17 protein-coding genes are annotated in these 18,979 nt (G+C 68.3%); 9 read left to right on the top strand and 8 right to left on the bottom strand.

Translation table 11 applies throughout. The annotated features are described in order from the left end of the window. The 9 genes from ACX93N_RS15625 to ACX93N_RS15585 form a co-directional block, all read left to right on the top strand. Positions 1 to 2,050 (top strand): Ig-like domain-containing protein (locus ACX93N_RS15625; RefSeq protein WP_459429371.1); only part of this gene is annotated, 2,050 nt, incomplete at its 5' end. Positions 2,051 to 2,182: 132 nt separating this feature from the next. After that, on the top strand, positions 2,183 to 3,805 hold the full coding sequence (locus tag ACX93N_RS15620; RefSeq protein WP_459429370.1) for a peptide ABC transporter substrate-binding protein: 1,623 nt from the start codon (positions 2,183 to 2,185) through the stop codon (positions 3,803 to 3,805). A 1-nt stretch (position 3,806) separates the two neighbouring features. Then, complete coding sequence (locus ACX93N_RS15615; RefSeq protein WP_459429369.1) at positions 3,807 to 4,742, top strand: ABC transporter permease; 936 nt, start codon at positions 3,807 to 3,809, stop codon at positions 4,740 to 4,742. Then, positions 4,739 to 5,620, top strand: coding sequence for an ABC transporter permease (locus ACX93N_RS15610; protein ID WP_459429368.1), 882 nt, complete (start codon positions 4,739 to 4,741; stop codon positions 5,618 to 5,620). Before ACX93N_RS15615 ends, ACX93N_RS15610 begins: the two co-directional genes overlap by 4 nt. Before the next feature lie 5 nt (positions 5,621 to 5,625). Next, positions 5,626 to 7,209, top strand: a complete 1,584-nt coding sequence (locus ACX93N_RS15605; protein WP_459429367.1) for an ABC transporter ATP-binding protein — start codon at positions 5,626 to 5,628, stop codon at positions 7,207 to 7,209. Between the two features lie 51 nt (positions 7,210 to 7,260). After that, positions 7,261 to 8,112 carry a class I SAM-dependent methyltransferase gene (locus ACX93N_RS15600; RefSeq protein ID WP_459429366.1) on the top strand — a complete coding sequence of 284 codons (852 nt, stop codon included), beginning with the start codon at positions 7,261 to 7,263 and terminating at the stop codon, positions 8,110 to 8,112. Between the two features lie 10 nt (positions 8,113 to 8,122). Continuing rightward, positions 8,123 to 9,604: a 1-hydroxycarotenoid 3,4-desaturase CrtD gene (gene crtD, locus ACX93N_RS15595; RefSeq protein WP_459429365.1), complete on the top strand. Its 1,482-nt coding sequence runs from the start codon at positions 8,123 to 8,125 to the stop codon at positions 9,602 to 9,604. 96 nt (positions 9,605 to 9,700) lie between these two features. Beyond that, positions 9,701 to 10,891: a formate-dependent phosphoribosylglycinamide formyltransferase gene (gene purT / locus ACX93N_RS15590; RefSeq protein WP_459429364.1), complete on the top strand. Its 1,191-nt coding sequence runs from the start codon at positions 9,701 to 9,703 to the stop codon at positions 10,889 to 10,891. 104 nt (positions 10,892 to 10,995) lie between these two features. Continuing rightward, on the top strand, positions 10,996 to 11,448 hold the full coding sequence (locus tag ACX93N_RS15585) for an Hsp20 family protein (protein ID WP_459429363.1): 453 nt from the start codon (positions 10,996 to 10,998) through the stop codon (positions 11,446 to 11,448). A 448-nt stretch (positions 11,449 to 11,896) separates the two neighbouring features. Here the strand turns inward: ACX93N_RS15585 and ACX93N_RS15580 are convergent, their stop codons facing one another. The 8 genes from ACX93N_RS15580 to iscR form a co-directional block, all read right to left on the bottom strand. Beyond that, positions 11,897 to 12,337: a SufE family protein gene (locus ACX93N_RS15580; RefSeq protein ID WP_459429362.1), complete on the bottom strand. Its 441-nt coding sequence runs from the start codon at positions 12,335 to 12,337 to the stop codon at positions 11,897 to 11,899. Positions 12,338 to 12,356: 19 nt separating this feature from the next. Continuing rightward, positions 12,357 to 12,899 (bottom strand): putative Fe-S cluster assembly protein SufT, encoded by a 543-nt coding sequence (sufT, locus tag ACX93N_RS15575; RefSeq protein WP_459429361.1) that lies wholly within the window; start codon positions 12,897 to 12,899, stop codon positions 12,357 to 12,359. Between the two features lie 4 nt (positions 12,900 to 12,903). Further along, a complete protein-coding gene (locus ACX93N_RS15570) occupies positions 12,904 to 13,260 on the bottom strand; it encodes a HesB/IscA family protein (protein WP_459429360.1) in 357 nt (118 codons plus the stop codon). 11 nt (positions 13,261 to 13,271) lie between these two features. Then, positions 13,272 to 14,516, bottom strand: a complete 1,245-nt coding sequence (locus ACX93N_RS15565; RefSeq protein WP_459429359.1) for a cysteine desulfurase — start codon at positions 14,514 to 14,516, stop codon at positions 13,272 to 13,274. After that, entirely contained in the window at positions 14,513 to 15,805 is a 1,293-nt protein-coding gene (gene sufD / locus ACX93N_RS15560) for a Fe-S cluster assembly protein SufD (protein WP_459429358.1), read from the bottom strand. Before sufD ends, ACX93N_RS15565 begins: the two co-directional genes overlap by 4 nt. An 11-nt stretch (positions 15,806 to 15,816) precedes the next feature. Beyond that, positions 15,817 to 16,566, bottom strand: coding sequence for a Fe-S cluster assembly ATPase SufC (gene sufC, locus ACX93N_RS15555; protein ID WP_459429357.1), 750 nt, complete (start codon positions 16,564 to 16,566; stop codon positions 15,817 to 15,819). 62 nt (positions 16,567 to 16,628) lie between these two features. Next, positions 16,629 to 18,068 carry a Fe-S cluster assembly protein SufB gene (gene sufB, locus ACX93N_RS15550; RefSeq protein WP_459429356.1) on the bottom strand — a complete coding sequence of 480 codons (1,440 nt, stop codon included), beginning with the start codon at positions 18,066 to 18,068 and terminating at the stop codon, positions 16,629 to 16,631. Between the two features lie 45 nt (positions 18,069 to 18,113). Next, positions 18,114 to 18,602 carry a Fe-S cluster assembly transcriptional regulator IscR gene (iscR, locus tag ACX93N_RS15545; protein WP_459429355.1) on the bottom strand — a complete coding sequence of 163 codons (489 nt, stop codon included), beginning with the start codon at positions 18,600 to 18,602 and terminating at the stop codon, positions 18,114 to 18,116. Between the last annotated feature and the right edge of the window lie 377 nt (positions 18,603 to 18,979).

The following is an 18,979-nucleotide window of genomic DNA, read 5'->3' as shown; positions in this document are numbered from 1 at the left end:
GCCCGTGGCCATCGATGACGCCGCCAGCACGGCGGAGGACACTGCCGTCACCTTCTCCATCACCGGCAACGACAGCGACCCCGACGGCAGCATTGACCCCGCCACCGTCGTCGTCACCGGCGGGCCGGCGAACGGCAGCCTGGTGGTCAACGCCAACGGCACCGTCACCTACACCCCGGACCCGGACTACAACGGACCGGACAGCTTCACCTACACCGTCGAGGACAACGACGGCCTGGTCTCCAACGAGGCCACGGTGAACCTCACCGTGAACCCGGCGCCCGAGCCCAACGATCCCCCGACGGCGGATCCGGTGCTCACGACGGCCACGCTTTTCATGGCAGGTGAGACCTTGCCCCATGGCGAGACGGTCAGCGACTCTTTCGTGCTGTACCGTGGTTTCAACGTAGGCGGGGGTGTCGACCCTGGCGAAACTACACCGACGGTGCGCGAGGGATCACCGGCGTCGGACCCCACCCTGGGCGGTGAAGACGTGGAAACTGCAGAAGCGGACCTTACTTTCACCCTCAGAACGCTCCCGGACACCGGCACGCTGTATATGCGCGGTGGTGATAGCGGGAGCTTTTCGGCCGCTTCCGCAGGCGACACTTTCACCACGGAAGCAGAGTTCTACTGGGTCGCTGGTACCGCTGATATCGGAAGCGGCACCTCCACCTCCGTGGATTTCGGCTCGGGTACCAGCTGGCCGGGCATTCAGGCCGCCGCCAGTGGCTTCTCGGGCAGCAGCAGTGCCGCACTGACGTACCAGTCGCAGGGCCTGGGAGTGCGGAGCACAGGCGGCACCGCCCAGAACGAGGTGTCTGAACAGCTCGGTTTCCGGGAGGGCTCCTCCGAGGCCATCCACTTGTACTTCACTGACAGTCCGGCCACCGGCGCCACCATCGACATCGGCCGCCTGATCACCAACGAGGAAAGCGGCGAAGTCGGCCGGGTCACCGCCTACCTTGGCGGACAGAAAGTCGGTAGCTGGACGTTCAGTGGCCGTGATGGCGCGACCCTTGACGGTGCGTCTGTGAACTACGACATCGGGGGAAGCAACGGAAGCTTCACCTTACCGGCGGGGATTGTCTTCGACCGGCTGAAGTTCGAGGCAACAGAGTATGCGGATGGTTTCACCCGCTCCGGCGACAGCACGGACAGCAGCGACTATTTCCTGTCCGGGATCAGCTACACGGCGATGCCGTCGGCCCGTTTCACCTATGACGCAACGGACGGCAATGCCAATACGAGCCCCGCAGTCCAGGTACTGATCAATCCGCCCGCCATGGCAACGGCCCCGATCGCCCTCGACCTCGACGGCGACGGCGTGGAGTACCTGTCCCGGGAGGCCGGGGTGGTGTTCACGGACCAGGCCACCGGCGAGGCGGTGAACAGCGCCTGGGTCGCCGGCGACGACGGCCTGCTGGTGGTGGACGCCAACGACTCGGGCACCGTGGACGAAGCCCGCGAGTACGTGTTCACCGAGTGGAGCGAAAGCGCCGAAACGGACATGGAAGCCGTGGCCGAGGTCTTCGACAGCAACCAGAACCAGGTGCTGGATGCCGGTGACGAGGCCTGGAGCCAGTTCGCGGTATGGCAGGACGCCGACAGCGACGGCGTCACCGACGCCGGCGAACTGGCCTCCCTGGACGAACTCGGGGTGGAGAGCATCGCGCTGACCTATCACGACGACAGCGAGGCGGCCGGGGCCGCCGACGGCGACGTGAAGATCTTCGGCCAGTCCGAGGTCACCTGGAAAGACGGCGAGGTCACCGTCGCGGAAGACACGAGCTTTGCGATCAACGTGGCCGACCTGCTCCCGGAAAGCGACGCCAGCGAGCGCATCGACGCCTACCTGCAGGCCAGCTTCGATGGTGCGAACACCATCGTCGAGGTCAGCCGGTCCGGCGGCTTCACGGGCGAGGCGGGCGCCGCGGCGCAGGTCGACCAGACGATCACCTTCGAGGGCGTGGACCTGGTCGGCGGGCTCGAGGGCAGCGACGCCATCCAGGCCATGATCGACGCCGGCAAGCTGAACGTCGATCCGTAGACTGTCCCGGGTGAACCCGACCCGGTCCCGCCCCAGCGGCGCGGGACCGGTTGGGCACCCCCGGTGACTTACGTATACTGCCGGCTGGCCCGGTCATGGCATGTCGTGTTGCCCCGAACCCTGCTTACAGTCTTGCTCACCGCCCTGCTGCTTGTCCTCGGCGCCTGCGGCAGCGGCGAGACCAATGTCGAGCGGGGCAACCGCGAGGGCATCCTCCACTACGGCAACGGCAGTGAGCCGCAGGGCCTCGACCCGCACGTGGTCACCGGGGTACCGGAAAACCACCTGATCCGCGCGCTCTTCGAGGGCCTCGCCGTCAAGAACCCCTACACGCTCGAGCCCGAGCCGGGGGTCGCCGAGGCCTGGGACGTGAGCGAGGACGGCCGCGTGGTGACCTTCCACCTCCGGGACGACGCCCGCTGGTCCAACGGCGACCCGATCACCGCCGACCAGTACGTCTGGTCCTGGAAGCGGGCCCTGCACCCGGAGATGGGCAACCTCTACGCCTACATGCTCTACCCGGTGAAGAATGCCGAGGCCTTCGCCACCGGCACGCTCGAAAACTTCGATGAAGTGGGCGTCAAGGCGCTGGACCCGCTGACGCTGGAGGTCACGCTCACCGAGCCCACGCCCTACTTCATCCAGCTCATGGACCACTACAGCACCTTCGCCGTGCACCCGGAAACGATCCTGGCTCACGGCAGCATGACGGACCGCTTCACCCGCTGGACCCGGGTGGAGAACATCGTCGGCAATGGGCCCTTCGTGCTCACCGAGTGGAAGCTGAACCGGCGCATCCGCATGGCCAGGAGCGAGACCTACTGGGACGCCGAGCGCGTACGGCTGAACGGCGTCGTCTTCTACCCGACGGAGAACCTGGTCAGCGAGGAGCGGATGTTCCGCGCCGGCGCGCTGCACTACACCCAGTCCCTGCCGCTGGACAAGATTCCCGTGTACCAGGCCATGGACGGCTCGCCCTACGTCCAGGCGCCCTACCTCGGCACCTACTTCTACCTGGTGAACACGGAGCGTCCGCCGCTGGACGACGTGCGCGTGCGCAAGGCGCTGTCCATGGCCGTGGACCGGGCGACCCTCTCGAAGACGGTCATGCAGGGCTCCGTGGTGCCCGCCTGGAGCATCACGCCCCCCGGTACCCTGGGTTACGAGCCGCCGAAGCTCTTCGACCACGACCCGGAAGAAGCGCGCCGCCTGCTGGCCGAGGCCGGCTACCCGGATGGCGAGGGCTGGCCGGGGGTAGAGCTCATCTACAACACCCAGGAAGCGCACCGGAAAATCGCCGTCGCGGTGCAGCAGATGTGGAAGGATGTCCTCAACATCGAGGTCACGATCGCCAACCAGGAGTGGAAGGTCTACCTCGACGCCGTCAGCACCATGAACTTCGACATCGCCCGCCGCGGCTGGATCGGCGACTACGTGGACCCGAACAATTTCCTCGACCTCTACCTCTCCGGCGGCGGCAACAACAACACGGGCTTCGCCAGCCCCGTTTACGACGACCTGATCCAGAACCTGGCGCCGCGGGCGCAGAGCCGGGAAGAGCGTTTCCGGATCTTCCGCGAGGCAGAGACCCTGCTCATGGAACAGATGCCCATTATCCCCATCTACACCTACACCAGCCGCCACCTCATTCACCCGAGCGTGAAAGGCATGCCCGCCAACCTGATGGACTCGCTCAACCTGCGCTATGTCTGGCTGGACCCCGCCTGGCAGCAGGTGCCGGGGGAGACGCGCTAGCGTGGGCCGCTTCATCGCCCTCCGGCTGCTACAGGCGGTCCCGGTGATCCTGGCGGTCATCACCGTCACCTTCTTCCTCGTCCGCATCGCCCCCGGCGGCCCCTTCGACAGCGAGAAGGCCGTGCTGCCGGAGGTGAAAGCCGCCCTGGAGCGCCAGTACCGCCTCGACCTGCCGCTCGTGCAGCAGTACACCGCCTACCTCGGCGACCTCGCCCGGGGGGATCTGGGCCCCTCCTTCAAGTACCCCGGCCGCAGCGTCAACGAGCTGATCGCCGCGGGGCTTCCCGTCACCGCCGAGCTCGGTCTCTATGCCCTGCTGGTCGCCGTGCTCATCGGTGGCAGCGCCGGGATCTTCGCCTCCCTGAAACCGAACACGGCCCAGGACTACCTGCCCATGGCGGCGGCGATGATCGGCATCTGCATGCCCACCTTCCTCCTCGGCCCGCTGCTCGTGCTGGTGTTCGGGATTCACCTGGAATGGCTGCCGGTGTCGGGCTGGGGAGACATTCCCGGCGACAAGCTGCTGCCCAGCATCACCCTGGGCGCGGCCTACGCCGCCTATATCGCGCGGCTGTCCCGGGCCGGCATGCTCGAGGTGCTGAACCAGGACTACATCCGCACCGCCCGGGCCAAGGGGCTGCCCGAGTGGCAGGTGGTGGTGAAACACGCGCTGCGCGGCGGCATGATTCCCGTGGTGGCCTTCCTCGGCCCCGCCTTCGCCGGCCTGCTCGCCGGCTCCTTCGTGGTCGAGACGATCTTCCAGATTCCCGGCCTCGGCCGCTTCTACGTGCAGGCCGCCTTCAACCGCGACTACACCATGATCCTCGGCACCACCGTCTTCCTGTCGACGCTGATCGTGCTCTTCAACCTGGCCTCGGACATCCTCGCGGCCTGGCTCAACCCGCGGCTGCGGCTCCAGTTCGGAGGCAGCCGATGAGCGAAGCCGGCGCTTTGCAGCAGGCCGAGGCCGGCACCTCCCTCTGGCAGGACGCCTGGGTCCGGCTGCGCCGCAACCGCCTGGCGGTCTTCGGCCTGGTGGTCATGGTGGTACTGATCCTCCTAGCCCTGCTCACACCCTGGGTGGCGCCCTACGCCTACGATGCGCAGGACCTGGACCTCGGCGCCACGCCGCCCTCGGCCGCGCACTGGCTGGGTACGGATGTGTTCGGGCGCGACCTGCTCACGCAGATCCTCTACGGCGGCCGCATTTCCCTGGCCGTGGGCTTCGTGGCCACGGCCGTCGCCCTGCTCATCGGCGTCACCTGGGGCGCCATCGCCGGCTACGCCGGCGGCAAGGTCGATGCGGTGATGATGCGCCTCGTGGACATTCTCTACGCCCTGCCCTTCATGATCTTCATCGTGCTGCTCATGGTGGTCTTCGGGCGCAACGTGCTGCTGCTGTTCCTCGCCATCGGCGCCGTCGAATGGCTGACCATGGCGCGCATCATGCGCGGGCAGGTGCAGAGCCTGCGGCAGCAGGAATTCGTGGAGGCCGCCATCTCCATCGGCCTGCCGACCACGACGATCATCCGCAGGCACCTCGTGCCCAATGCCCTGGGCCCGATCATCGTCTACACCACCCTGACCATTCCCCAGGTCATGCTGCTCGAGGCCTTCCTCTCCTTCCTCGGACTCGGCATCCAGCCACCGCAGACCTCCTGGGGGCTGCTCATCTCCTACGGGGCGGAGACCATGGAAGAGTATCCCTGGCTGCTGATCTTCCCGGGGGCGGCGCTGACGCTGACGCTCTTCTCCCTCAACTTCCTCGGCGACGGCCTGCGCGATGCGCTGGACGTGCGCGGTGCGAAGGACTAGCCGCCGTGGCCCTGCTCAGCGTCGAGGACCTCCGGGTCAGCTTCGCCGGCCGCGCCGGAGTTACCCGGGCCGTGGACGGCATCAGCTTCACGGTGGAAAAGGGAGAGATCACCGCGATCATCGGCGAGTCCGGCTCCGGCAAGTCCGTGGCCTGCTACAGCCTGCTGGGCCTGGTACCGATGCCGCCGGGGCGCATCGACGGCGGCCGGGCCCTGTTCGAGGGCCGCGACCTGCTCGCCATGAGCGAGCGCGAGCTGCGCGCCGTCCGGGGCCGCGACATCACCATGGTCTTCCAGGATCCGATGACCTGCCTGAACCCCTACCTGCGCATCGGCGAGCAGCTGGTCGAGCCGCTGGTTTACCACCAGAGAGTCAGCCGGGCGGACGCCCGGGAGCGCGCCCTGGCGCTTCTCGAGGAAGTGGGCATCCGCGACCCGGCGACCACCATCGACAACTACCCGCACGAGTTCTCCGGCGGCATGCGCCAGCGTGTGATGATCGCCATGGCGCTCATCAACGAGCCGAAACTCCTGATCGCCGACGAACCCACCACCGCCCTCGATGTCACCATCCAGGCGCAGATCCTGCGGCTGCTTGCGTCGCTGCAGAAAAAGCACGACATCGGCGTGATCTTCATCAGCCACGACCTCGCAGTGGTCGCCGACATCGCCGACCAGATCGCGGTCATGGAGCAGGGCCGGATCGTCGAGCACGGCGACCGGCAGACGATCTTCCACGGGGCGGAGCACCCCTACACGCAGAAGCTGCTGGCAGCCATTCCCGCCGGCAGCAAGCCGGCCCCGGAGACGAGCGGCGAGCCGCTGGTGGAAGTCTCGGGGCTGCGCACCTGGTTCGGTGACCCGGCCGCGCCGGTGAAGGCCGTGAACGACGTGAGCTTCAGCGTGCGCCGGGGGGAGATTCTCGGCCTGGTCGGCGAATCCGGCAGCGGCAAGTCCACCATCGGCCGCTCGCTCCTGCGCCTGGTGCCGGTCACCGGCGGCAGCGTGCGCTTCGCCGGCACCGAGCTGACCACCCTGAAAGGCAAGGCCCTGCAGGGCATGCGCCGGCGCATGCAGATGATCTTCCAGGATCCGTTCGCGTCGCTGAACCCGCGCATGACGGTGTATGACACGCTGGCCGAACCGCTGCTCCTGCACCGCCTGGCTGACAAGCGGAACGTCGAGCAGCAGGTGCTCAAGCTCATGGATGACGTCGGCCTCGCTCGTGCCTTCGTGCGCAAGTACCCGCACGAGTTCTCCGGCGGCCAGCGCCAGCGCATCGCCATCGGCCGGGCCCTGGCCACGCGGCCCGAGTTCGTGGTCGCCGACGAGCCCGTCTCGGCCCTGGACGTCACCATCCAGGCGCAGATTCTCGATCTCATGCTCGAACTCGGCGCGGAATACGGGCTGACGATGCTGTTCATCTCCCACGACCTCGCCGTCGTCCGGCACATCGCCGACCGCATCATCGTGCTCTTCCGCGGCGAGGTCGTGGAGGAAGGTACCGGTGAGCAGCTCTTCGCGGCGCCGCGGGAAGCCTACACCCGGCGTCTGCTCGAGAGTATCCCGGGGCGCGGGTTGCTGGCCTGAGCACCACACCGCCACCCCCGAAGTACACCAGGCAACAGGGAAACCGCCGCCATGAGCAACGAGGAACAGATCGCCTACTGGAACGGGGATGCGGGCCGGAAGTGGGCCGAGAAGGACCACATGATGGCCGCCATGCTCGGCCCCATCGCCCGCGACCTCCTCGACCACTGCGACCCCGCCGGGGCCGCGCGGGTGCTCGATGTGGGCTGTGGCGGCGGCAGCGAGACCCTGATGCTGGCCGAGCGCCTCGGCGCGGGCGCCCGGGTGCTCGGCGTCGACATCTCCGCGCCGCTGCTGGCCGTCGCGAAGCAGCGCCTGGCCGACGCCGGCGAACTGCCGGTGGCGGTGGAGTTCCTGCAGGCCGATGCCTCGGCGCACGCCTTCGAGGCCGGCGGCTGGGACTTCCTCTTCTCCCGCTTCGGCGTCATGTTCTTCGACGATCCTGTCGGCGCCTTCCGCAACCTGCGCGCCGCGCTGGCCCCCGACGGGCGCATGGCCTTCTGCTGCTGGCAGCGGCTTCAGGACAACCCCTGGGTGGCCCTGCCGCTCAAGGCGGCGCTCGAGCACCTGCCCCCGCCCCCCGCGCCCGATCCGCACGCCCCCGGCCCCTTCGCTTTCGCGGACCGGGAGCGCCTGGCGGGCATTCTGGAGGACGCGGGCTTCAGTGATGTCGCGATCGAGCATCGGGACGTGACCATGGGCTGGGGCAACGGCGGCGACCTGGCCCGGACCACCCGGGAGATGCTGAACATCGGCCCCGTCGGCCGCCTCCTGGCCGAGGAGGACGAAGCCGTCCGGCAGCGCGTCTATGACAGCGCCGCCGACGCCCTGGCCCCGCATTTCGCGGACGGCCGCATCAGCCTCCCCGGCGCCACCTGGTTCGTGACAGCGCAGCGCGGCTGAGCAGGGCGCCGTGGGCGAACAGCGGGTCATCGTCATCGGTGCCGGGGTCGGCGGGCTTGCCGCCGCCATCGATCTCGCCCGGACCGGCCGCGCGGTCACGGTCGTCGAGCGCGGTGATGCCCCGGGCGGCAAGATGCGCCGGCTACCCGTGGCCGGCCTCGGCGTCGATGCCGGGCCCACGGTCTTCACCATGCGCTGGGTCTTCGACGGCCTTCTCGGCGACGCCGGCACCCGCCTCGAGGATCACCTCGAGCTGCACACACCGGAGCGGCTGGCCCGCCACGGCTGGGAAGACGGCAGCCGCCTCGACCTGTGGGCAGACCGGGAACGCTCCGCCGCCGCCATCGAGGCCCTCGCCGACGCGGAGAATGCCCAGGGCTACCTCGACTTCTGCGACCGCTCGGCAGATGTCTACGCGACCTTGCGCGACAGCTTTATCGATGCGCAGCGGCCGAACCCTGTCAGCCTGGTCGGGCGCGTCGGCCTGCACCGGCTCCCGGCCATGTTCCGCATCCAGCCCTTCAAGTCCCTCTGGTCTGTGCTCGGCGAGCACTTCACGGACCCGCGGTTGCGCCAGCTCTTCGGCCGCTACGCCACCTACGTGGGCTCATCACCACTCTCTGCCCCCGCGACGCTGATGCTGGTGGCCCACGTCGAGCAGGACGGCGTCTGGCTGCTGCGCGGAGGCATGCACGCCCTCGCCCGGGCCCTGGCCTCGGTGGCTGAAGCGCTCGGCGTGAGCTTCCACTACGGCGCCGAGGCAGAGCGGATCGCGGTGAGCGGCGGCGCGGTCACCGGGGTGACCCTGGCCGGCGGCGAGCACCTGCCGGCGGACCGGGTCGTCTTCAACGGCGATGCCTCGGCCCTCGGGCGCGGCCTCCTCGGGGAGGCCGCCCGGCGCGCCACGAAGCCCGTGGCTGCGCCCCGCCGCAGCCTCTCCGCGGTCACCTGGTGCGTGGTGGGCAGGCCCGGGGGCTTTCCCCTCGACTTCCACAACGTGTTTTTCGGGCGCGATTACCCCGGAGAATTCCGGGCCATCTTCAAGGAACGGGATATCACCGAAACACCCACGGTCTATCTCTGCGCCCAGGATCGCGGTCCCTGGCCCGTCGAGGGCGAGGCCGGCGAGCGCATGCTGCTGCTGGTCAACGCCCCGGCCGATGGCGACCGCGGCGGGGTCAGCGATACGCAGCTTGCCGGACTCGAGCGGCGGGTCACCGAACTCCTGGCGCGTTGCGGCCTGCGCCTCGAGCTCGGCGGTGCGGCCTGCCGCGTCACGCGCCCGCAGGATTTCGAGGCGCTCTTCCCCGCGTCCGGCGGCGCCCTCTATGGCCGCGCCTCCCACGGTCCCCTGGCGAGCTTCGCCCGGCCCCCGGCCCGCAGCCGGGTCCAGGGGCTCTACCTGGCGGGCGGCAGTGCCCATCCGGGCGCCGGTGTGCCCATGGCGGCACTTTCCGGGCGCCTGGCCGCCCAGGCCCTCCTCGACGATTGAACACGCGGAGCGGTCGCGACGCACCGGCCCCGTCCCTCGCCGGGGACAGGCCCCGGACGCTATCATCGCCGTTTGCTCCTGGCAGAGGATTCCCCCATGACAACCATCGGCACACCCTTCACCCCCTCGGCAACCCGCGTCCTGCTCTGCGGCGCCGGCGAACTGGGGAAGGAAGTGGTCATCGAGCTCAAGCGCCTGGGCTGCGAGGTCATCGCCTGTGACCGCTACGCCAACGCACCCGCGATGCAGGTCGCGGACCGCAGCCACGTGCTGTCCATGCTCGACGGTGACGCGCTGCGCCGGGTAATCGAGGCCGAGCAGCCGCAGCTGGTGGTACCGGAGATCGAGGCCATCGCCACGGACACGCTCGCCGCCCTGGAGAGCGAGGGGTACCAGGTGGTACCGACGGCCCGCGCCACGCAGCTGACCATGAACCGGGAGGGCATCCGAAGGCTGGCCGCGGAGGAGCTCGGCGTGCCGACCTCGCCCTACCGCTTTGCCGGGACCGAGGCGGAGTTCGAGGCCGCTATCGCGGCGATCGGCACACCCTGCGTGGTCAAGCCGGTCATGAGCTCCTCCGGCAAGGGCCAGAGCACCGTGAAGACGCCGGAGGACGCCCCCGCCGCCTGGGCCGCCGCGCAGGCCGGCGGCCGAGCCGGCGCCGGGCGCGTCATCGTCGAGGGCTTCGTGGACTTCGACTACGAGATCACGCTGCTCACAGTCCGCCACCGCGACGGCACCAGCTTCTGCGCCCCCATCGGCCACCGCCAGGACGATGGCGACTACCGGGAGTCCTGGCAGCCTCACCCCATGGCCCCGGCGGCGGAACAGGCCTGCCGGGTGATCGCCGAGCAGGTCACCGGCGCCCTCGGCGGCTACGGCCTCTTCGGCGTCGAGTTCTTCGTCAGCGGCGATCACGTCTATTTCAGCGAGGTCTCCCCGCGCCCGCACGATACGGGCATGGTGACCCTCGTCTCCCAGGACCTGTCGGAGTTTGCACTCCACGCCCGGGCCATCCTCGGCCTGCCGATCCCCGCTATCGAGCAGTGCGGACCGGCGGCGTCGGCGGTCATCCTGCCCAGCGGCGACAGCCGGGACATCCGCTACGGCAGCCTCGACAGCGCCCTCGCCGCGCCGCAGACGGACCTGCGCCTGTTCGGCAAACCGGCGATCGCCGGGCGCCGGCGCATGGGCGTCGCTCTCGCCCGCGCACCCTCCATCGAGGCCGCCCGAGACAAGGCGCGGCAGGTCGCGAAAAGCGTCGCCGTCAGCTTCGGCGACGCCTGAGGGCTACCGGGGGGTCTTGAAAGGAAGGCCCCGGCCCCCATATCCCCCATGCGGGCGCTCGATGAGGCCCGCGACTGAATATTGCTTCTATGGAGGATATGACAATGCGTAGCACCATCGACTTTTCCCCGCTCTACCAGTCCGCGATCGGCTTCGATCGCATGGCGTCCCTGCTGGACAACCTGGCACGCGACAGCAAGCCCAGCTACCCGCCCTACAACATCGAGCTGGTGGAGGAAAACCAGTACCGCATCACCATGGCCGTCGCCGGCTTCGCCGAGGAGGACCTGGAGATCACCACGGAGCAGAACACGCTCGTGATCGCGGGCCGCCAACAGCAGCGCGACGAGCAGCGCGAGTACCTGTACCAGGGCATCGCGGAGCGGAACTTCGAGCGCAAGTTCCAGCTCGCCGAGCACGTGCGCGTGGAATCGGCCCGCCTCGAGAACGGCCTGCTCCACGTCGAGCTGAAGCGGGAGATCCCCGAGGCCATGAAGCCCCGCCGCATCGCCATCGGCAGCGGCAGCGACCTGCTCGAGCAGCAGGACGCAGCCTGAGGCGCAGGCCGCCGCGGAAAAAGCGGCGGCACATTCAAGGAGCGCCGGTCCGTTGGGCTGGCGCTTTTTTATGGCTTCTTCGCATGATTCCCGGGGTGAGGGCGGAAGTCTTCTCTCAGTCGCTCCCCGATACACGCTTTGTGAGAGAAGACTTCCGCCCCCACCCCTAGCGCCTTACGAACTTCCAACGCTATGGCGGTAGGGGCGGGTGCCGGGAAGTGCCCCCGCCAGGCGTTTAGCGGGGAGCGTCCCGGCCGGGCAAGGCTGGGGGCACGCTCCGCCATCTGCATTCGTCCTGATAGCAGTAGGCAAGGCGTCAGGGGCGACTGCGGGATACTTCTCTCACAAAGCGTGTATCGGGGAGCGACTGAGAGAAGTATCCCGCAGTCGCCCCGGAACCGTGCGAAGAACTTGCAGCTTCGACCCGTGTTTCCGCGACAGCTCGACCTCAGGCTGCGCTGTCAGCAGCCTCGCGGATCCGCGCGACCATGGCGCGCAGGCCGTTGCCCCGGGTGGGCGAAAGGTGGCGCAGCAGCTCGAGTTCCTCGAAATAACCGTCGATATCGAAGGCGAGGATCTCTTCGGGCGTGCGGTTGTTGTAGGCGGCGAGCACCACGCCGAGCAGCCCCTTCACGATGAAGGCATCGGAGTCCACCGCCAGCTGCAGCCGGCCGTCGCGCTCCGTGATATCCATCCACACCTGGCTCTGGCAGCCGCGCACGAGGCGGTCGTCCGTGTGCAGTGTTTGCGGCAGCGGCGGCAGTTCCTTGCCGAGGTCGATAATATAGCGGTAACGGTCCTCCCAGCTGTCGAAGAAACCGAGCGTGTCGACGATGTCTTCGCTGGTGATGGAGTCGCCGAAGGGGTTGGCGGGGGCGCTGTCGCTCATGCTCGTCTCGTTGCGGGTGTCAGTAGAACATGCCCGTTTCGAGCTGGGCTTCCTCGGACATCATGTTGCGGTGCCAGGGCGGATCGAAAACGAGTTCCACCGCGACCTCGCGCACGTGGGGCACCTGCCGCAGCCGGTACTCCACATCGCCGACAAGCACCGGCCCCATGCCGCAACCGGGCGCCGTCAGGGTCATGGCGACGCTCACCTTGCCGGCCTCCTGGTCGATGTCGACCCGGTAGATCAGGCCGAGGTTGACGAGGTCCACCGGGATCTCCGGGTCAAAGACCGTGTGCAACGCTTCCCACACCTGCTCTTCGCTGATGCGCCCGTCCGCGGGCGGCTCGAAGTCGAGCTGCATGGGCTCGAAACCCAGGGCGTCCGCGTCGGTGCCGTCCACGCGCACCATGTTGCCGTTGTAGACCACGGTGTAATTGCCGCCCAGGGCCTGGGTGAGGGTCACGAAACTGTGCGCCGGGATCGTCACCGGGTCGCCCACGGGCACGAGGCGGCCGGGGCAGTCGCGGTTCGTGGTGAGAACCGTGCGTTCCTGGGAAGACACGGCCCTATTCGACGCTGAAGCTCTCGCCGCAACCGCACTCGGCCACGACATTCGGGTTACGGAACGTCAGGGTCCGGTTGATGCCCTCGCGCTCGTAGTCGATCTGCGTGCCGCGAAGGAATTCCACGGCCTCGTCGTCCAGGTAGAGCGCGATGCCGTTGTCGAGGGTCACGGTCACGTCGCCTTCCTCGGCGGCCGCAACCTCCTCCATGACGTACTTGAACCCGGTACAGCCGCTTTCGCGCACGCTGATGCGCACCGCCGGCAGTCCTTTGGCCGCAAGGCTGGCCCGGAAGTGCTCCGCCGCCGCCGGGGTCACGGATACCGGCTGGCCGTGCATGTCGAAGGTCTCGACGCTCATCGCAATACCTCCTAGCTGAACAGCGTCTGCGCTTTCCGGATGCCGGCCACGAGGGCCTCCACATCCTCCAGCGTGTTGTACATGGAATAGGATGCCCGCACCGTGCCCGGCACCGCAAGGCGCTCCATGAGCGGCTGCGCGCAGTGGTGACCGGTACGCACGGCGATGCCCTGCTCGTCCAGGAGCATGCCGAGATCGGAGGGGTGGCAGCCCTCGAGCACGAAGCTGAAGATACCCGCGCTCCGCGCCGGCGCCCCGATGCGCGTCAGGCCGGGGATGTCCGCCGTGCGGGCGATGGTCTCGGCAAGGAGCCGCTCCTCGTGGGCCGCCGCCGCGGCGCGGTCCACACCCCCGAGGTAATCGATGGCCGCGGCAAGGCCGATGGCGCCGGCGATGTCCGGCGTGCCCGCCTCGAACTTGAAGGGCAGCGTGTTGAAGGTGGTTCCGGAGAAACTCACGCGCTCGATCATCTCGCCGCCGCCGAGGAAGGGCGGCATGGTCTCGAGCAGCGACGCCCGGCCCCAGAGCACCCCGATCCCCGTCGGGCCGAAAAGCTTGTGGCCCGAAAAGGCGTAGAAGTCACAGCCGAGGGCGGTTACGTCCACCGGGAAGTGGCCGACGGCCTGGGCACCGTCCACGAGCACGAGCGCGCCGACCGCCCTCGCGCGGCGGGCGACCTCGGCCACGGGGTTGATCGTGCCGAGGGCATTGGATACGTGATTGACCGCCACCAGCCGCACCCGGTCGTCGAGCAGATCGTCGAAGGCATCGAGGTCGATCTCCCCGAGATCCGTCACCGGTACGGGCACGACCTCGGCGCCCGTCGCCCGGGCGGCGAGCTGCCAGGGCACGATGTCCGAGTGGTGCTCGAGCCAGGGCACCAGCACCCGGTCACCCTCCCGCAGCTGCTGCCGGGCCCAGCTGTAGGCGACGAGGTTGATGGCTTCGGTGGTACCCCGGGTCCAGATGACCTCGCGGCTGTCGGCGAGGCCCAGGAAGCGTGCCACGGTCTCCCGGGCCGCCTCGAACTTCTGCGTGGCCCGGTCGCTCAGCGTGTGCACGCCCCGGTGCACGTTGGCATTGTCGTAGCGGTAGTAGTCGGCGATCGCGTCAATGACTGCTTCCGGCTTCTGCGTGGTCGCCGCGTTGTCGAGGTAGACGAGCGGGTGCCCGTTGACCTCCTCGCCGAGGATCGGGAAATCGCGGCGGATATCCGCCGCGTCGAATTCCAGGCCTATCGTCTGCGGCTGGTTCACGCCAGGTGCCTCACCAGGGACGGGTCACGGGCGAAGCGCCGGGCCAGCAGCGGGCGCAGGGCGTCCCGCAGCGGCTCGAGGCGCGCGCTCTCCAGCACCTCGTTGACGAAACCGAAGCTCAGCATGACCTGCGCTTCCTCGCGGGAGACCCCGCGGCTGCGCAGGTAATGCAACGCCAGTGCATCCAGCTGGGCGACCGTGGCGCCGTGCGCGCACTGGACGTCGTCGGCGTAGATCTCCAGCTCCGGCTTGCTGTTCACTTCCGCCTCGGCACTGGTCAGGAGATTCTTGTTCGACAGCTCCGCCCGCGTCTTCTGCGCCTGCGGGTGGATATGGATGCGGCCGTTGAACACGGCCCGCGCCCGGTCGCCGATCACACCGCGGAAGGTCTCCGACGACGTGCAGTGCGGCACCGCATGCTCGAGGCAGGTGTGGTAATCCACGTGCTCGTCGCCCCGGGGCAGGTAGATGCCGTCGAGTTCCGCGTGCGCGCCCGGCCCGGCCATGGTCGCGACCAGGTCGAGACGCTTCAGATCCGCACCGAGGCCGAGGCAGAAGCCATTCAACGTCGCATCCCGCTCCAGGCGCGCGTGCACGCCGCCGATGTGCAGGGCCCGGCCCTGCTCCAGGTTCAGGCGGTAGTGGTTGACGGTCGCGCCGGGCGCGAGCAGCAGCTCGGTCACCGCATTGCTGAAGCTCGGGGCGCTGCCGCCGGCGTCGGCGAAATGCTCCACCACCGAGAGGCAGCTGTTCTCACCGGCGAGAAGCAGGAGGCGTGGGGTCACCGTGAACGCTTCGCCATCGCCGGCGGTGAGCCAGGCCAGCTGCAGCGGCGTGTGAATGCTGGCGCCCGGCGCCACGGCGAGGAACAGGCCGTCGGCGAGCGCCGCGCCGTTCAGGGTCGCGAAGGGGTGGCCCGCTTCCGGCAGCGCACTGCCGAGGTGCTCACGGATGCGCGCGGCCTGGCTGTCGTCGGCCTCGGCGAAGCGCACGAGCTCCAGCCCCTCGGGCAGCTTCCCGCTGGAGAGCGCGGGGGCGAAGTGGCCGTTGACGAACACGAGGCGCAGCGCGCCGATGTCCGGCAGCAGCCCGTCGACCGTCGCCGGGGCCAGTTCCACCGCCCGGCCGGGGCCAAAGTCCTGCTCCAGCGGCGCGATACTGGTGTACTTCCACTGCTCAGTCTTGCGCGTGGGCAGGGGCGTTGCCGCCCAGGCCTCCCGCGCCGCGTTCCGCGCGGGGGCGAGCCAGTCCGGCGCTGCGGCAGCCGCGGCAGCGAGCGTTTCGTGCATGCTGCTCCCCATCAGGCGACCTCGTCCTCCAGCCAGGCGTAACCCTTGTCCTCCAGGTGCAGGGCCAGGGAGGCGTCTCCCGAGCGCACGATCCGCCCTCCCGCCAGCACATGCACCCTGTCCGGCTGGATGTAGTTGAGCAGGCGCTGGTAGTGGGTAACGAGGATGAAGCTGCGCTCCGCGCCGCGCAGGCTGTTGACCCCCTCGGCCACGACCTGCAGGGCGTCGATGTCCAGGCCGCTGTCGGTCTCGTCGAGAATGCCCAGCCGCGGCTCGAGCAGCAGCATCTGCAGCAGCTCGTTGCGCTTCTTCTCGCCGCCGGAAAAGCCCTCGTTGACCCCGCGCTTCAGGAAAGCCTGGTCCAGGCTGGCGACCTTGCAGGCCTCCCGGGCCTTCTTCATGAACGTCACCGCGTCCAGGGGCTCCTCGCCCCGGTGCTCGCGCACCGCATCAACGCTGGCTTTCAGGAATTCCATGTTGCTGACCCCGGGAATCTCCACCGGGTACTGGAAGGCGAGGAACACGCCGGCGCGGGCGCGCTCTTCCGTGTCCATGGCGAGCAGGTCCTCACCCGCGAAGGTGACGCTGCCCGCGGTCACCTCGTAGCCCGGCCGCCCGGCCAGGATATGCCCGAGCGTACTCTTGCCGGAACCGTTCGGCCCCATGATGGCGTGGACTTCCCCGGGGGCGACAGACAGGGACAGCCCCTTGAGGATGTCCTTGCCCTCCACGCGGGCGTGCAGGTTGTCGATGGTCAACATCTGGTCTCTCTCCACTCGGCGGCCGGGGCGGCCGCGTTGTCTTTTCCGCTACCGCCGCGGCCCTAGCCCACGGAACCCTCGAGGCTGACCTCGAGAAGCTTGCCGGCCTCCACGGCGAACTCCATGGGAAGTTCGCGGAAGACCTCCTTGCAGAAGCCGTTGACGATCATGGACACGGCCTTCTCGGCGTCGAGTCCCCGCTGCTGGCACAGGTAGAGCTGGTCGTCGCTGACCTTGGAGGTCGTGGCCTCGTGCTCGACCACCGCCGACGGGTTGCGGCTCTCAATGTAGGGGAAGGTGTGCGCCGCACAGGCGTCGCCGATAAGCAGCGAATCGCACTGAGTGTAGTTGCGGGCGCCCTCGGCCCGGGGGCTCATGCGCACCAGGCCGCGGTAGGCATTCGAACTGCGGCCGGCGGAGATACCCTTCGAGATGATCGTCGAGCGGGTGTTCCTGCCGAGGTGGATCATCTTGGTGCCGGTGTCGGCCTGCTGCAGGTTGTTGGTCAGCGCCACGGAATAGAACTCACCCACGCTGTTATCGCCGCGGAGTACGCAGCTCGGGTATTTCCAGGTCACCGCCGACCCGGTTTCCACCTGCGTCCAGGAAATCTTGGCATTGGTGTGGGCGACGCCGCGCTTGGTCACGAAGTTGTAGATGCCGCCGCGGCCCTCGGCATCACCGGGGTACCAGTTCTGCACCGTCGAGTACTTGATCTCGGCGTCGTCCAGCGCCACCAGCTCGACCACCGCCGCGTGCAGCTGGTTCTCGTCGCGCATGGGGGCTGTGCAGCCCTCGAGGTAGCTCACGTGGCTGCCTTCGTCGGCGACGATGAGCGTGCGCTCGAACTGCCCCGTGTTGGCCTCGTTGATGCGGAAGTAGGTCGACAGCTCCATGGGGCAGCGCACGCCCTTCGGGATGTAGACAAAGGAGCCGTCGGTGAACACCGCGCTGTTGAGGGCGGCGTAGAAATTGTCGCGCCGGGGTACCACGGAGCCCAGGTATTTCTTCACCAGCTCCGGGTACTCGTGCACCGCCTCGGAGATGGAGCAGAAGATGACGCCCGCCTCGGCCAGCTTCTCGCGGAAGGTGGTGGCCACGGACACGGAGTCGAAAACGGCATCCACGGCGACGCCGGCGAGCATCTCCTGCTCATGAAGCGGGATGCCGAGCTTCTCGTAGACCTCGAGGAGCTCCGGGTCCACCTCGTCCAGGCTTTTCGGCCTGTCCTCGAAGCTCTTCGGCGACGAGTAGTAGGAGATGGCGTTGTAGTCGATGGGCGGATAATGCACGTGCGCCCATTCCGGCGTGGCCATCTCGAGCCAGCCCCGGTAGGCCTCCAGGCGCCACTCGAGGAGCCACTCGGGCTCGCCCTTCTTCGCGGAGATGAAGCGGATGACATCCTCGTCCAGGCCCGGCGGCAGCGTGTCCGACTCGATGTCGGTCACGAAGCCGGCGGCGTACTCCTTGCCGATACGCTCGTCGATGACTTCCTGGGACATGGTGCTTACCCCTTTACTGCTTACCGTACGCCATCCCGGCGCGCCTCAGGCGCGGCCGATGAGCAGGCTGCTGTCTTCTTCCCCGGTGCGGTCGCCGCTGCGGCGCTGCTGGGCCCGGGAGATTTCGCGGATTTCGTGGCGGCTGACCAGGTCACCGAGGCTGATGTCCTGGAGGAAGTCCCGGATCCGGTCCGAGAGATCCATCCACAGGTGGTGCGTGAGGCAGGTATCGCCGTCCTGGCACCCCCCCTTGCCGCCGCAGCGCGTGGCGTCCGTGTCCTCGTTCACTGCCGCGATGACCTCGGCGATGCTGATGGAATCGGCATCACGGCGCAACTGGTAGCCGCCCCCGGGGCCGCGAACGCTCTTGACGAGATCGCGACGCCGCAGGTGGGCGAAGAGCTGCTCGAGGTAGGACAGGGAGATGCCCTGCCGGTCCGAGATCGCCGCCAGCCGGATCGGGCCCAAGTGCTGGTTGATAGCGAGGTCTAGCATCGCAGTGACCGCGTAGCGGCCTTTCGTTGTCAGTCGCATGGCTGCCGTCCGTCCCTGCGTTCACCGTGAGCGCAGGAGTATCCCTTTCCCTAGTATTTTAGTCAACTAAAAGACCCTTCGCAAAGGTCAAGTAAAGTAAGGTCGGATAAAGCCGGTCGGAAACGATGCTGCGCTGATTCCGGGGCGAGGGCGGGATACTGCTCTCAGCCTGGCCCGGCCGGGACGCTCCCCGTTACACGCTTTGTGAGAGCAGTATCCCGCCCTGGCCCCTGCCGCTATGCCAACTCCCAACACGGACAAATTACCCTGGCGGTAGGGACGGGTGCGGTCGGGTGTCCCCCCAAAACGTGTCCCGGGGGGCGACCCCGCCAGGCAAAGACGGGGGCACCCAACCGCACCCCTCCCCGAAAAATTCT

It is taken from the genome of Pseudohaliea sp. (assembly GCF_054552115.1).
The sequence above is the reverse complement of the archived record's forward strand: the minus strand, read 5'-3'. Positions and strand labels throughout refer to the sequence as shown.